Raw genomic sequence first — 14,042 nt, forward strand, 5'->3', positions numbered from 1 at the left:
GCCCGGCGTGAGGGGCCTTCGGCCTGTCACGCCGGGCAGCCCCCAAACGCCGGCGCGATCCCGCGTGGTGGTCCCGATCGCCTTGCGGGTTTTGTGAGGTGGTTGATTTTCGCTACGGCGAATGCGGTCGGCGGCGTCGGGATGATCGGCGGCGCGGAAAGGGTGTGGCGGCTCGCCGGGGGGTGGCATCCGCTGTCGTGGATTCGCAACCGGGGGCCAGCTTTTTGGGTCGGGTGTCCGGGGTTTTGGGACGGGTGTCCTGAAGTTCCCCGTGATTCGGGGCGGGTTTTTCTCCTGGTGAGCCTTGGCGGGGCGGTGCCACGTAGGCTGGACGGGTGCTCGCAGTCGTTCCACCACCAGTAACCGTCCGGGTCCCGGCCAAGGTCAACCTGCACCTGGCCGTGGGGGACCTGCGGGCGGACGGGTTTCACGAGCTGGTCACTGTCTTCCAGGCGCTTTCGCTCACCGACGAGGTGACCGTCGCGGCCGCGGACGAGCCTGGGCTCGAGGTGTACGGCGAGGGGGAGCGCACGGTGCCCACCGACGGCACCAACCTCGCCTGGCGCGCGGCGTGCGAGCTGGCCTCCTACGTCGGACGGCCGGATGCGGATGCTCCGAAGGTGCGAATCGTGCTGCGCAAGGGCATTCCGGTCGCTGGCGGCATGGCGGGCGGGAGTGCGGACGCGGCGGCGGCGCTGGTCGGGCTCTCGTCGTTGTGGAAGCTCGACGTCACGCGCGACGAGCTGGCCACCATCGCCGGGAGTCTTGGCAGCGACGTGCCCTTCGCGCTGTACGGCGGCACTGCGCTCGGCACCGGTCGCGGCGAACAGCTCGTGCCGGTGCTCGCGCGGCACACGTTCCACTGGGTGCTGGCTTTCGACGAGGAAGGCCTGTCCACGCCCAAGGTGTTCGGCGAACTCGACCGGTTGCGTGCCGACGGGAAGCCGCCGCGTATCGGGTCGCACACGCCGGTCGTGGAGGCGCTCGCGTCGGGGGATCCTCGCCAGCTGGCCCTGCTGCTCGGCAATGACTTGCAGGCGGCCGCGGTGTCGCTGCGGCCCGGTCTGCGCCGCACGCTGCGCGCCGGGGTGAACGCGGGCGCGCTGGCCGGATGCGTGTCCGGCTCCGGGCCCACGTGCGCGTTCCTGTGCTCCGACGCGGAAACCGCGGTCGAGGTGGCCGCGGAGCTGTCCGGCGCGGGAGTGTGCCGGACGGTGCGGGTCGCGCACGGGCCGGTGCCCGGGGCCCGGGTGGTCGGCGGCGACGACGCGCCGCGCAACGCGCCGCCGCGCGTGCACGCCTGAAACCCAGCTTGAATCAACAGTCCACAGTGGAAAGGATCCGGATGGCCAACCTGGTCAACCTGGAATCGGTGAGCAAGTCCTACGGCGTGAAGCCGTTGCTGGACAACGTTTCCCTCGGGGTCGCCGAGGGGCAGCGCATCGGCGTCGTCGGGCTCAACGGCGGCGGAAAGACGACGCTGCTCGAAGTCCTTTCCGGACTGAGCGAGCCGGATTCCGGCCGGGTGAGCCAGGTGCGCGACCTCCGGATGGCCGTCGTCACCCAGCGCACCGAGCTGCCGACGGGCAGCACGGTCGGCGATGTGGTGCTGGAGCGCTACGGAGCCGAGCACGAATGGGCCGCCGACGCGCGCGTCCGGTCCATTGTGGACGGCCTGGGCATCACCGCGATCGGGCTCGACACCACGACCGCGAACCTGTCCGGCGGCGAACGCCGTCGCGTCGCGCTGGCCGCCGCGCTGACCGGCGAACTGGACCTGGTGGTGCTCGACGAGCCCACTAACCACCTTGACGTCGAAGGCGTGCGCTGGCTCGCCGATCACCTGCTGGGCCGCCGGATCGCGGTCGTGGTCGTGACGCACGACCGGTGGTTCCTCGACACCGTCGCGAGCCTTACCTGGGAGGTCGCGAACGGCCGGGTCGAGCAGTACGAAGGCGGTTACGCCGACTGGATTTTCGCGCGCGCCGAACGTGCCCGCCTCGCCGCGACCGCGGAGGAGAAGCGGCAGAACCTGGCGCGCAAGGAGTTGGCGTGGCTGCGGCGCGGCCCGCAGGCGCGTTCCTCGAAGCCGCGCTACCGCGTCGAGGCCGCCGAAGCGTTGATCGCGGATGTGCCGCCGCTGCGCGATTCCGTTGAGCTGATGGCGTTCGCGAAGCGCCGGCTCGGCAAGACGGTGCTGGAGCTGGAAGACGCTTCGCTGCGGGTCGGCGACCGGACGCTGCTCGACCACGTGACGTGGCGGATCGGTCCCGGCGACCGGATCGGTCTCGTCGGCGTGAACGGCTCCGGCAAGACGACACTGCTGAAGCTGCTGGGCGGCGACGTCGAATCGCCGACCGGACGACGGGTGCAGGGCAAGACGGTCGCGCTCGCGCACCTGCGCCAGGAACTCGACGACCTGCCCGCCGATCTTCGCGTGCTGCAAGCGATCGAGCAGATCGCGGGCCGCGTCGTGTTCGGCAAGCAGGAGATGACCGCGTCGCAGCTCGGCGAGAAGCTCGGCTTCCCGGCCGCCCGGCAGTGGACGCCGGTCGGCGACCTCTCCGGTGGCGAACGCCGCCGGCTGCAGCTGTGCCGGTTGCTGATGGCCGAGCCGAACGTGCTGCTGCTGGACGAGCCGACGAACGACCTGGACATCGACACCCTGCAGCAGCTCGAAGACCTGCTCGACGGCTGGCCGGGCACGATGGTGGTGGTCTCGCACGACCGGTATCTGGTCGAGCGGGTTTGCGACGCCACGTACGCGCTCCTCGGCGACGGCAAGGTCACGCACCTGCCGGGCGGCATCGAGGAGTACCTGCAGCGCCGTGCCCGCGCGAAGGAGGCCGCGCCGCGTCGTGAAGCACCGGCCGCGGAGAAGACTGAGGCCAAGCGCAGCGCGGCGGAAACCCGTGCGGCACAAAAGGAATTGAGCCGGTTGGAGCGGAAGCTGGACCAGCTCGCGAAGCGGGAAGAGAAGCTGCACGCCGCGCTGGCGGAGGCGGCCACCGACCCGGAGAAGCTGATCGAGCTGAACACCGAGCTGAAGGCCGTCCTGGCGGAGAAGGACGACGTCGAGGCGCGGTGGCTGGAGACGTCCGAACTCGCCGAGTGACAATCGGCGGATGGACGACGACGTTCCGCGGCTGTCGATGCTGCGCGCCGACACCACGTCGGTGCTGCGGCTGATCGCGCATTTCGACGCGCTGACCGGTCTCGCGCCCGACGCGGTGGTCCGGTCGGCGGCGCTCGTCGCGGGCTGTCCGGTCGGTGCCGTCCTCGACCGCGAGCCCGTGTGGTTCGACGGCGCGGGCTCGCCGATTTCCGGGCCGCCACTGGACGACGTCCAGATCGACCGGCCAGCGCCGCATCCGCTCGACGTCGTCCTGCTCGACCAACTCCGCCGCGCCCTGCGTACCACCCGGCCCGACCCGCCGCTCCGGCTCGGCGAACCCGGCCTGCTGGAGATCGCCGTTTCTCCCCGCGAACAACGCCGGGATCGCTTGCGCGCACTGCACTTGCTCGGTTACGACCTCGACCAGCCGGTCACCGCTCTGGTGCTAGCCGGTGCCTCGGAAGACGGTCTCGACGCACTCGCCCGCGCCGGAGCCGGTCGGCTGCACCACCACCGACTGGGCCGCCTGACCCTCGCGCTGACTCAAGGCGGCCCGGCACCGCGCGAGTTGGCCGGACACCTGCACGACGACCTCGCCGCCCGCCGTCCCGCATCGACTGGCCTGGACCGAGCCGTGGACGTCTGGATCGGCATCGGCGAGCCAGCCGCAGCAGCGGACGCACCCGTGTCCTGGCACCAAGCCCGCACCGCGCTGCGGTTCGCCTCGTCCACTGTGTTCGGTCGCCGAGCCGTGCCATACGGACCACTCGGAGTCCTTGTCCTGCTTGCGGAACTGCCGCCGTCTCAGCTCGCGGCGACCCCAGGTGTCGCGGCGCTCGAAACCCACGCCCGGACACCCGGCGGTGCACTCGACGTCGAAGCGCTCGAGTCGTACTGCGTCTTCGGCGCGCTCCGGCGGACGGCGACCGAATTGAACCTCCACCACAGCACTGTCGCGGCTCGCCTGGACCGGATCGAAGCGGCGACCGGCTGGCGGCTCGAAGACGCGATGGACCGCTTCCAAGCGACGTTCGCGCTGCTGGCCCGGCGGTTGGTGACGTCGGATCGCACGCTGGGCGACGTCGGGTAGGCGACGCCCGTCGCGCGGACCGGCCGGATCCGGCGACGCGCGTCGGCTGACCCGCCGGGGCTCGCCAGCGACGATCGAGCACGCGCAACGACGCGCGTTTCCCGGAGGGACGCCCATGATCGACCCCACCCGCACCTGGCAGATGCTCGAACACCGGCTCGAGACGACCACGAATCCCCGGCACCGGCAGGTGCTCGGCATCGTCCTGGAGCACATGAAGGCCGAGGCCGAGCCGGATCTCGACCGCCTGATGGCGACTGTCAGCAAGGACGCCGCGTATCACTTCTGGGGAGCGAGCGGCGACAACGGACCGAAGGGCCACGACGGCGTCCGCGGGTACTACGCGGCTTTCGTAGCGAGCAACGCGAACCACCTCGAATACCGGATGGACCGCCTCATTGTTGACGATCATGCTCTCGTCACCGAGGGCGATCTGCACATGCTCCTACCAGGCGCGACCGCGCGGCAGATGGGTTTCCCGGCGGACGACGCCGACGCGGACTACCTGTACGTCAGCAGGCAGCTGATCGTGTGGCCGGTCGACGAGGACGGCCTGATCACCGCAGAGGATTCCTACACGTCCGGCCCGCTGGAATTCCGGAAACTGACCCGCGAAGAGCTGCCGCAGGCGTATCTGGACCAGGTGCGTCCGCAACCTGCCTGACGCCGGACATCCGCTGTTCACGCCGCCGCGGGCGGGGCCGGAAAAACCGGACAGTAATCTGACGCACATGAGTCGGTTTGTGGACACACTCGTCGGGACTGCGGCGGACCGGGGGCAACGGCGCGGCATGGTGACCGGCGAGCCCAAGGAGCCGGTGCGCCGGACCTGGGCCCAGGTGCACGACGAAGCGCGCCGGATCGCGGGCGGGCTGGTCAGCGGCGGATTGAAGCCGGGAAGCGCGGTGGCGGTGCTGGCCGCCGCGCCGGTGCTCATCGCGCCGACCGTGCAGGCGGTGTGGCTCACCGGCGGCAGCGTGACGATGCTGCACCAGCCGACGCCGCGCACCGACCTCGCCGAATGGGCCGAGGACACGGTGAAGGTGCTCGAGATGATCGGGGCCGAGCTGGTCGTGCTGGGCGAACCGTTCGACCAGCTCGCCCCGGTGCTCGAGGGCAAGGGCATCAGCTACCGGCTGATCTCCGACCTGGCCGCCGCCGAACCGCTGGCCGAGATCGTGAAGACCGCGGAGGGCGACACCGCGCTGCTGCAGCTGACCAGCGGGTCCACCGCGGAGCCGAAGGCCGTCCGGATCACCTACGGCAACCTGTACACCAACGTCAAGGCGATGGTCGACCGCGCGGAGTTCGAGTTCGACACCGACGTGATGGTGTCGTGGCTGCCGACCTTCCACGACATGGGCATGGTCGGCTTCCTGACCGTGCCGATGACGTTCGGCGTGGAACTGGTCAAGATCACCCCGGTCGAATTCCTGACCGGCCCGCTGATCTGGCCGGAACTGATCAGCAAATACGGCGGCACCACCACGGCCGCGCCGAACTTCGCGTACGCCATCGTCGGCAAGCGCATGGCCCGGGTCGAGGACGACAACGCCTACGACCTGTCGAAGTTGCGCATCGCGCTCAACGGCGCGGAGCCGATCGACGAGACGGCCGTGCAGACCTTTGTGGACGCCGGGAAGCGCTTCAACATGCCGCCCGAGTGCGTGTTCCCCGCCTACGGCATGGCAGAGGCGACGCTGGCGGTCTCATTCGCGCCGCTGTTCACCGGCCTCACCCTGGACTTCGTCGAAGCGGACGCCCTGGAAGCCGACAACCGCGCAGTGCCGGTCCCCGAAGGCGACCCCCGGCGCGGCACGGACGAGGTGCGCTCGTTCGCCCTGCTGGGCCGCCCCTTGGACGGTCTTGAAGCAGACATCGTCGACGAATCCGGTGCAGTTCTGGGCGAACGGCAAGTCGGCGAGATCCGCCTGCGCGGCGAGGCCGTGACGCCCGGCTACCTGACGGTCGACGGCCCGGTCGACACCCAGGACCCGGACGGCTGGATGAAGACCGGCGACCTGGGCTATCTGGCCGGCGGCCAGATCGTGATCTGCGGCCGCCGCAAAGACGTCATCATCATGGGCGGCCGCAACCTGTACCCGACGGACATCGAACGCGCCGCGGGCTCGGTGGACGGCGTCCGAGCAGGCAACGCGGTCGCAGTCCGCCTGGACGCGGGCAGCCGCCGCGAACGCTTCGCCGTGGTCGTTGAGTCCAAGCTGGCTGGCGACGCCGCCGAGGAGACCCGCCTGTCCAAGGAGATCGCAGCAAGGGTCCGAGACGCGGTAGACATGCGCCCCTTCGCGGTGGTGGTGCTTCCGGCGGGGAGCTTGCCCAAGACCCCTTCCGGCAAGGTGAAGCGGGCGGCTACCGCCGTGCAGTACGCGGAGAAGATCGCTAAAAACGCCGACAGCTGATTTTTGCCGCGCCGGAACGCGACGAAGGCCGCTGCGAGGGATTCGGGGTCCCTCGCAGCGGCCTTCGCGGCTAGGTCTTATCGGCCGGGCAGTCGTTCGGCCGGCGCCTCGGTGACCACGGGCCAGGAGGCGCGTCCCGCGGTGGCCTCGCTGTGGTCGCGGCTTCCCGGGATCATCGGGGCCCGCCGTCCGGACAGTTCGGCCAGCTGCGTCTCCGCCTCGTCGAGGAACTGGTCGACCTCGCGCTCGTCATACCCGCGCTTGCCGATCAACGGCTTGGAGAACAGCACGTGGTGGACCTCGGCCGCGGTGAGGTCGTCCTCGTCGGCGATCGTCTTGGCGATCCGCCGCACGAAGTCGTCGACCTCCTGCTTGGCGTAGCCGCGCCGGCCGATCGGGGCGTTACCGAAAGCGACCTCAGCGAGATCCTCGGCGGTAAACGACATGGATCATTCTCCGATTCAGGGGGTCGGGGTGATGCGTTCTCCTGAATCCGTCCTAACTGGTCCCGGCCACCCCGGGAAGCCCGCAGCCGCCCGGACGACTCGATCAGGGCCCCAGAAGCCGCCCATCGAGTGAGAATTCCATCACGCACGGCCACAGCCGCTCACCCACACGCACAACGTCGCGCAGGGTCCAGAGCTCCCCAATGTGGCATTGGGTGCGTAGGACGCACCGAACGCCACATTGGGGCGGAACCGGGCACAAGTCTCAGGCGGCGTGGAAAGCGTTCTGCGCCGCCGCCAGCCCCTGGGAAATCAACGCCTCGGTCGCGTCCGCGCACCGGTCGACCTCGAACGGGAGCTCCTTGCGCTCGACCGTCGAGAAATCCTTCAGCACGAAATCAGCCGGATCCTGCCGACCCGGCGGCCGCCCGATGCCGAACCGCACGCGGTAGTAGTCGCGCGTGCCGAGCGATTTGGTGATGGACCGCAGTCCGTTGTGGCCGTTGTCGCCGCCGCCGAGCTTGAGCTTCAGCGCGCCGAAATCGACGTCCAGCTCGTCGTGCACAACCACGACGCCGGACGGCGGGATCTTGAAGAACCGGGCCGCGCCGACCACCGGACCGCCGGAGAGGTTCATGAACGACCGCGGCTTCACCAGCACGACGCGGGAGCCCGCGAGCCTGCCCTCGAGCACCTCGGCCCCGCTGCGGTGCGCCTTGAACTTCCCGCCGATCCGGCCGGCCAGTTCGTCGAGCACCATGAACCCGACGTTGTGCCGGTTCCCGGCGTACTGCGGCCCGGGATTGCCAAGGCCGGCGAGCAGGATCTGCTCGCCGGCCCCGGGCACGTCTTCACTCACGAAAGAGAGCTTATTCGGCAGCTTCGGCGGAGGCTTCCTCGGCTTCGGCGTCCTCGTCGGCCGAGCCGCGCGGGGCCTCGTTGACGGCGACGACGAGCGCCTCGGCGTCGGTGACCAGCTCGGCGCCGGCGGGCAGGGTGACCTCGCCCGCGGTGATCTGGGTGCCGGCCTCGATGCCCTCGACGGAGACCTCGAACTGCTCGGGGATGTGCAGCGCCTCGACCTCGACCTGCAGCGTGTCGAGGTCCTGGGCGACCAGGGTGCCCGGGCCCGCGGTGCCGGTGACGACGACCGGGACGTCGACGGTGACCTTCTCGCCGCGCTTGACGACCAGCAGGTCGACGTGCTCGATGTAGTTCTTGAGCGGGTGGACCACGATGGTCTTGGTCAGCGCCAGCTCGCTCTCGCCCTGCAGGTCGAGCGTGATGACGGCGTTGGTGCCGTTCTCGCGGACGACGCGGGCGAACTCGATGGCCGGCAGCGCGAAGTGCCGCGGGTCCGAGCCGTGCCCGTAGAGCACCGCGGGGATTTTGCCGGCGCGACGGGTGCGGCGGGCGGCACCCTTTCCGAACTCGGTGCGCGGTTCGACGGAAAGACGTACCTCGGACACGGTGTAGCACTCCTTCAATCACACGACGTGCGGCAGGGGGCGGCGGGATCGTCGATCTCTGCTCGGGGGCGGTTGTGCACGGCGGCGAGATTGCGGGCGTGAGCGGACCACGGGGCTTCTCGAGCCGCCGCGTCGATCACGCCGGGCACCTACAGGCGCACCCGCCTCGCCGAGACAACCCGAGAAGTGTAAACCAGCGCGCCCGTGCGGGCGCCCACCGGGTCGGCCCAGGCTCCCCCTCGCGGGTGGGTGACGACACAATTCCCGTGCCGCCCGCCGATCTCGCGGGGGTGGCATGATTCCCGCGAAAGAGGGGCGGCCGACATGCGGGCTAGATGGACTGCGACAGCGCTGGTGCTGCTGGGTGGGCTTCTCGCGGGCTGCCAGGTCGCAGTGACCGGCACGGCGGGACTGTCCGATGCCGACCGGCAGCTGGCCGAGCAGCGCGCGCAGCAGCAGACGGCGATCGACGCCGCGCTGCAAGCGCTGGAGCAGGCGCCGGCGCTCCAGTACGACGCGACGCTGAAGGACGGTGCCGGCAACCCGGCGACGCTGACGTACCGCGTCGCGCGCGACGGCAACGGTTTCGGCGCGCTGCCCCTGGAAGGCAAGTCGGTGCGGATCACCGAACCGGACGGGCAGCTGTACCTCGCGGCCGACGCGGACTACTGGAAGTCGCACGGCCTGGAGGAGAACAGCACCCAGTTCGGCGGCGGGTGGGTGCACACCGTCGGGAGCGAACTGCCGGTCGACCCGGCCGCGCGGCTGGCCCCGCCGAAGCTCGCCGGCGAACTGCGCAAGGCGCTCGGCGGTCTCGGCTCCGGCGCTCCGCGGAAGCAGAAGCTCCAGGACGGCACCGAGGTGTACGACCTCGGCGGCGCGCTCCAGGTGACCACCGCCGAACCGCACCGGGTCGCCGGGTTCGCACCGGCGCTGCTCGACCCGCGCGGCGGCCCGAAGCTGGGCGCGGCGTTCCGTGTCCGGCCGCTCAGCGCCGCGGAGATCAAGCAGTTCCACACCGATTTCAACGCCGCGGTCGACGCGATCGGGCAGCCGTTCGACGGGCTCGCGCAGGCGAGCGTCACGGTGCTCAACGACAAACTCGACTGCCAGGATTACGTCGGTTCCTGCAAGACCACTGTGGACGTTTCGAACAGCGTCGTCGGCAATCAGCCGGGTTCCAAACCGAACGTGCACATCAAGCTTTCGGTGGAGATCAGCGCGGACACGCTCGGCTCGCAAAGCTGCGCCACGGAGGGCGACGCCGCCGCGGACGCGACCATCACGATGTCCTGTTCGGTCAAATTCTCCCTGCCCAACCGGACCGCGAGCTACCAGGTGCTGGCGAAGCCGACGGCGGTCGCCGAGGTGCGTTCGCCGGTCGACGCGAACTCGGTGAAGGCGAAACTGACCACCGCGTTCGCCGCGCTCGGCGGCTGACCTGCACGCTCACCTCGGGGTGCGTTTCTTCCGTTGAAGTAGCCGAAGACCGGTCCTTACCATCGGTTTCGACGAGACGGACTTTCTTTTCGAGGAGCGGCACAATGAGCAAGCTGGTGGTGTTCGGCGCAACGGGATTCGCCGGCGGCCGGATCACCGACGAGGCGCTGCGGCGCGGGCACTCCGTGACCGGGGTCGCGCGCAAGGCGGAGGGCTTGCCCTCCGGTGTTGAGGCGCGGTCGGGGTCGATGCACGACGCGGAATTCGTCGCTTCGGCGGCCAAGGGCGCGGACGTGCTCGTGGTCGCGACGCCGGGCCGCGCGGACGACGAGGGCCGTCGCCTGGTAGACGCTCTGCCGACGCTGGTGGAAGCGGCCCGCGCGAACGGCGCCCGGCTGGCGATCGTCGGCGGCGCCGGTTCGCTGCGCGTCAGCGAGGACGGCCCGCGCGTGATCGACACCCCGGAATTCCCGGAGGAGTACAAGGCGGAGGCGGGCAGCCACGTCCTCGTCCTGGACGCGCTGCGCGAGCTTTCGGACGACGTCGACTGGTTCTACGTCAGCCCGGCGGCCGAGTTCGGTTCCTGGATCCCCGGCGAGCGCACCGGCAAGTTCCGCCTCGGCGGCGACGTGCTGGTCAGCGACGCCGACGGCCGGTCGCACATCAGCGGCGCGGACCTGGCGATCGCGTTCGTGGACGAGATCGAAGAGCCGAAGCACTCGCGCTCGCGGTTCACGCTGGCGTACTGAGCGCGAAAACCCGGTGGTGCGGTTTTCTCGGCACCACCGGGTTTTCGCTGTGCGTCAGCCGGGGGATCCGGCGGTGCACAGGAATTTCTCGGCGTGCGCCGGGTCGAGTGCGTTGGTGACCAGGTTCCAGACGTTGAGGTCGTAGGCCTCGCCGATGTGTCCGACGGGGTCGAACGGGCAGGTGTCCTGGACGTATTCGTTCGTGACGCCCGGCTCGCGCACGAACGACGTTTCGGTGGGCGTGACCAGTTCGTCGAACCGCGACGTGAGCACGGTGTAGCGCACGCCGGGCTGCGCGATGGGACCGTTCGTGAGCGTCTGGACCGCGCTGCCGTCGGTGATCAGGTTGTCGCAAGCCGGGCAGCCGAACGCGGTGAGTGCCTTGCCGACCTCGTCGCGCGCTCCCAGCAGGTACGCCAGCTTCGTCAGCCCGGCGAACGTGGTGCCATGCGCGGGCGGCGCGATCGACACCACGGAGCCGATCCGGTCCGCGATGCCTTGCGTCTTCGGGACGTACAGGGACTGGAAGCCGCCCTCGGAGTGGCCGACCAGATCCACTTGCGCCGCACCGGTTTCCGCCAGTACCTCGCCGATGAACTGCTTGATTTCCGTTGCGGAGTCAGCGATCGGGCGCAGTCCGCCGACGACCGGGAATTGCGGGTACGCGCCGTAGGTGCGGCTGAAGGTGCAGTATCCCTTGGCCGCGACGTGATCCTGCAGGTAGTTCAAGTCCTCATAGGACGTCGCGCCGAGCCCGTGCAGGAACACCACCGGACGCGGATGCGCCGCACTCGGCCGGCACGCGGGATCGTTGACGCCGCCTGCCGTGGCGGCGGTGGCTGGGACGGCGAACGCGGCGGTCAGCAATGCCGCGGCGGCCAGGACGATGCGCAACCTCATCGGAGCGGTCCTTCCCTGTCGTCCTTGACAGAGTCCTTGACACTGGATACCCGTGGGTATTGGATACCTGAAGGTATTGAGCGGGCTGAGCCAGTGTCAACCCCCGGACGAGGGAGAAGCCGATGACCGGCCGGACGCGGCCGACGCGGGCGGAGACCCGGCGGCGCATCCTGGACGCGGCCTTCGCCGTGTTCGGGGAACAAGGCATCGCCGCGACGAAATTGACCGAGGTGGCCGCGGCGGCCGGGCTGACGAAGGGCGCGGTCTACTCGAGTTTCGCGTCGAAAGACGAGCTGGTGCTGGCGTTGATGGAAGAGCACGCCGCGCATCGGCTCGAGGCGAGCTTGGCGAGTTTCGCCGAAGCGGACGACGGCGGCGCGGGGCTCGCGAACGTCGCGTCGGTGCTGATGTACGAAATGCGCGCCGACGCGGTGTGGCACCGGTTGCTGGCCGAGTTTTTCGCGATGGCGCACCACGACGACCGGCGGCGCGACGCATTGCGCCGGCGCCGCCGGGAGGTCCGCGACACGATCGCCCGTGCGTTGAACCGGCTCGCCGAGGGGTTGGACCTCGAACTTCCTTTGCCTGCCGAGGAATTCGCCGTCGTGCTGCTCGCGCTGAGCAACGGTTTGGCCGTGGAAGCCGACATCGACGACGAAGCTGTGCCAGACGGTCTCCTCGGCAAGGTGCTCACGCTGATCGCCGGAGACGCCGTCGCGAAGGTGCAGGCAGCGGCTAGCGACCCCGTAGTTCAGCCACTACCGGAGCGAAAGTCTCCATCATCGCCTCGAAAACGGTGAAGTAGGAGAAGCCGTACCGTTCGCGGTGCGCGATCAGCTGCTGCACCATTTCGTCCACCGTGCCGAAGAGCAGTTGGGGTGCGCGCAGCAGCTCGTCGACGTCCGCCGCGCTGCGTTCCTCGGTCTCGGCATGCCATTCCGCGGCGGCCGCACGGCGGTTGTCGGTGACCACGACGCGCTGGACCAGCATGTTGTAGTCGATCTCGCGGTCCCCTGCGAGAGAACGGAAATACGCGACCCGATCGTCCATCGCCACGTCGTTGTCGAGCACGAACGTGCCCGGCGGACGTCCGCGATCCTGGCGGAGACCAGCGAACCCGGCGATGTCCGCCTGCTCCGCCGCGAGCTTCAGCACGCCGTCGCTGTTGCCCGCGATGAGCAGCTTCGGCATGCCGCCCTCGTCCTCGACGCGCGTGCGCAGCTCGGCGAGCCCTTCGGTGAGGTACGTGATCCGGTCGGCGGCTTTGCGCCACGGCAGCCCGGCCTCGTCGAACTCGTGTTTCATGTGGCCCGAGCCGAGGCCGAGTTCGAAGCGGCCTTGGGTGAGTTTGTTGGTGGTGGCGACATCGCGGGCGAAGAGCGCCAGGTTGTAGAAGGGCACATTGGACACCAAGGTGCCGACCCGCACCCGCTCGGTCACCGCGGCGGCGGCCGTGAGCGCGGGGAACGGGGACAACCGCCCCGGCCCGAGATGGTCGGGCACGGTCAGGTGGTCGTAGCCGAGTTCCTCGGCCCGCTGGCATTTTTCGGTCCACTCAGTGCCGTCGGCCGTGAGCCGCAGGCTGACGCCGAATTCGAATTTCCCCATGACGGTGACGCTAGCCAGTCCCGGACGGGTGACGCATCGGTTTTCGCCGCCGGCGGAACCCGGTTTTTGTCGTACCCCCTCGTTAGCTTCGGAGGCATGGTGTTGTCGAGTGAAGAACGGGAACAGTTTCTGGCCGAACCGCACATCGGCGCGCTCGCCGTGGTGGAGCGCCCGGACCGAGCGCCGCTGACGGTGCCCATCTGGTACCAGTACACCCCTGGCGGCGAGCTGTGGGTGATCACGGAACCGAACTCGCGCAAGGCAAAGGCGATCGAGGCGGCGGGCCGGTTCAGCCTGATGGTGCAACGTCTCGAGCCGACGGTGCGGTACGTGTCCGTCGAGGGGCCGGTGGTGCGGACAAGGCCGGGCAGTTACGAGCTGACGTGGGAGATGGCTTCGCGGTACCTGCCTGCCGACAAGGTGGCCGGGTATGTGGAGTACGAGCGGACGCAGTTGGGGGAGCACATGGCGATCCATATGCGGCCGGAGAGGTGGTTGTCCGCGGACATGGGCGCGGTGTGACGGCGCCCGGGTGAGGGGCTTGCGGTGAGAGGCGAAGGGGGAGGGGTGTTTTTGGCTGGCGCTAGTGGCGCGGCTGCTTCGCGGTGACGCGGCTGGGAACGGTCGGTGTTTGCCGGTGCCTGATGTGCTTGACGTGTCTGCGTTCGGTGTTGCTTGTGCTTGACGTGCTTGCGTTCGGTGTTGCTTGTGCTTGACGTGCTTGCGTTCGGTGTTGCTTGTGCTTGACGTGCTTGCGTTCGGTGTTGCTTGTGCTTGACGTGCCTGCGCTCGGTGCTGCCTGCGC

General features: G+C 69.4%; 14 protein-coding genes. 9 read left to right on the forward strand and 5 right to left on the reverse strand.

Features of this window, described 5'->3' with window-relative positions; translation table 11 throughout:
• Window positions 1–335 precede the first annotated feature (335 nt).
• From ABZX37_RS25825 to ABZX37_RS25845, 5 genes are all read left to right on the forward strand, one after another.
• Window positions 336–1,304, forward strand: coding sequence for a 4-(cytidine 5'-diphospho)-2-C-methyl-D-erythritol kinase (locus ABZX37_RS25825; protein WP_354743633.1), 969 nt, complete (start codon window positions 336–338; stop codon window positions 1,302–1,304).
• A gap of 41 nt (window positions 1,305–1,345) precedes the next feature.
• Window positions 1,346–3,115: an ABC-F family ATP-binding cassette domain-containing protein gene (locus ABZX37_RS25830; protein WP_354743635.1), complete on the forward strand. Its 1,770-nt coding sequence runs from the start codon at window positions 1,346–1,348 to the stop codon at window positions 3,113–3,115.
• 10 nt (window positions 3,116–3,125) lie between these two features.
• Window positions 3,126–4,205: a helix-turn-helix domain-containing protein gene (locus ABZX37_RS25835; RefSeq protein WP_354743637.1), complete on the forward strand. Its 1,080-nt coding sequence runs from the start codon at window positions 3,126–3,128 to the stop codon at window positions 4,203–4,205.
• A 115-nt stretch (window positions 4,206–4,320) separates the two neighbouring features.
• Window positions 4,321–4,869, forward strand: coding sequence for a nuclear transport factor 2 family protein (locus ABZX37_RS25840; protein WP_354743639.1), 549 nt, complete (start codon window positions 4,321–4,323; stop codon window positions 4,867–4,869).
• Window positions 4,870–4,936: 67 nt separating this feature from the next.
• Window positions 4,937–6,625, forward strand: coding sequence for a fatty acyl-AMP ligase (locus tag ABZX37_RS25845; protein WP_354743641.1), 1,689 nt, complete (start codon window positions 4,937–4,939; stop codon window positions 6,623–6,625).
• A 77-nt stretch (window positions 6,626–6,702) separates the two neighbouring features.
• Here the strand turns inward: ABZX37_RS25845 and ABZX37_RS25850 are convergent, their stop codons facing one another.
• The 3 genes from ABZX37_RS25850 to ABZX37_RS25860 all read right to left on the reverse strand — a co-directional run bounded on the left by ABZX37_RS25850 (window position 6,703) and on the right by ABZX37_RS25860 (window position 8,540).
• Entirely contained in the window at window positions 6,703–7,071 is a 369-nt protein-coding gene (locus tag ABZX37_RS25850; RefSeq protein ID WP_354743643.1) for a DivIVA domain-containing protein, read from the reverse strand.
• Window positions 7,072–7,336: 265 nt separating this feature from the next.
• Window positions 7,337–7,930, reverse strand: coding sequence for an aminoacyl-tRNA hydrolase (pth, locus tag ABZX37_RS25855; RefSeq protein ID WP_354743645.1), 594 nt, complete (start codon window positions 7,928–7,930; stop codon window positions 7,337–7,339).
• A gap of 10 nt (window positions 7,931–7,940) precedes the next feature.
• Window positions 7,941–8,540 (reverse strand): 50S ribosomal protein L25/general stress protein Ctc, encoded by a 600-nt coding sequence (locus ABZX37_RS25860; RefSeq protein WP_354743647.1) that lies wholly within the window; start codon window positions 8,538–8,540, stop codon window positions 7,941–7,943.
• 324 nt (window positions 8,541–8,864) lie between these two features.
• Here ABZX37_RS25860 and ABZX37_RS25865 point away from each other — a divergent pair, with 324 nt between their 5' ends.
• Both ABZX37_RS25865 and ABZX37_RS25870 read left to right on the forward strand, forming a co-directional pair.
• A complete protein-coding gene (locus ABZX37_RS25865) occupies window positions 8,865–9,980 on the forward strand; it encodes a hypothetical protein (RefSeq protein WP_354743649.1) in 1,116 nt (371 codons plus the stop codon).
• 104 nt (window positions 9,981–10,084) lie between these two features.
• On the forward strand, window positions 10,085–10,729 hold the full coding sequence (locus ABZX37_RS25870; protein WP_354743651.1) for an NAD(P)H-binding protein: 645 nt from the start codon (window positions 10,085–10,087) through the stop codon (window positions 10,727–10,729).
• A 54-nt stretch (window positions 10,730–10,783) separates the two neighbouring features.
• Here the strand turns inward: ABZX37_RS25870 and ABZX37_RS25875 are convergent, their stop codons facing one another.
• On the reverse strand, window positions 10,784–11,629 hold the full coding sequence (locus ABZX37_RS25875; protein WP_354743653.1) for an alpha/beta fold hydrolase: 846 nt from the start codon (window positions 11,627–11,629) through the stop codon (window positions 10,784–10,786).
• A 122-nt stretch (window positions 11,630–11,751) separates the two neighbouring features.
• On the opposite strand from ABZX37_RS25875, the gene ABZX37_RS25880 reads away from it, so the two are divergent.
• Window positions 11,752–12,429, forward strand: coding sequence for a TetR family transcriptional regulator (locus ABZX37_RS25880; RefSeq protein WP_354743655.1), 678 nt, complete (start codon window positions 11,752–11,754; stop codon window positions 12,427–12,429).
• On the opposite strand, the gene ABZX37_RS25885 is transcribed toward ABZX37_RS25880, so the two are convergent.
• Window positions 12,365–13,237, reverse strand: coding sequence for a TIGR03621 family F420-dependent LLM class oxidoreductase (locus ABZX37_RS25885; RefSeq protein ID WP_354743657.1), 873 nt, complete (start codon window positions 13,235–13,237; stop codon window positions 12,365–12,367). The two genes, ABZX37_RS25880 and ABZX37_RS25885, sit on opposite strands and share 65 nt — an antisense overlap.
• Window positions 13,238–13,333: 96 nt before the next feature.
• Here ABZX37_RS25885 and ABZX37_RS25890 point away from each other — a divergent pair, with 96 nt between their 5' ends.
• Window positions 13,334–13,759, forward strand: coding sequence for a pyridoxamine 5'-phosphate oxidase family protein (locus tag ABZX37_RS25890; protein WP_354743659.1), 426 nt, complete (start codon window positions 13,334–13,336; stop codon window positions 13,757–13,759).
• The last annotated feature ends 283 nt before the right edge of the window (window positions 13,760–14,042 follow it).

Source organism: Amycolatopsis sp. NPDC004079, assembly GCF_040610415.1.
In the GTDB taxonomy this organism is placed as follows: domain Bacteria; phylum Actinomycetota; class Actinomycetes; order Mycobacteriales; family Pseudonocardiaceae; genus Amycolatopsis; species Amycolatopsis halotolerans.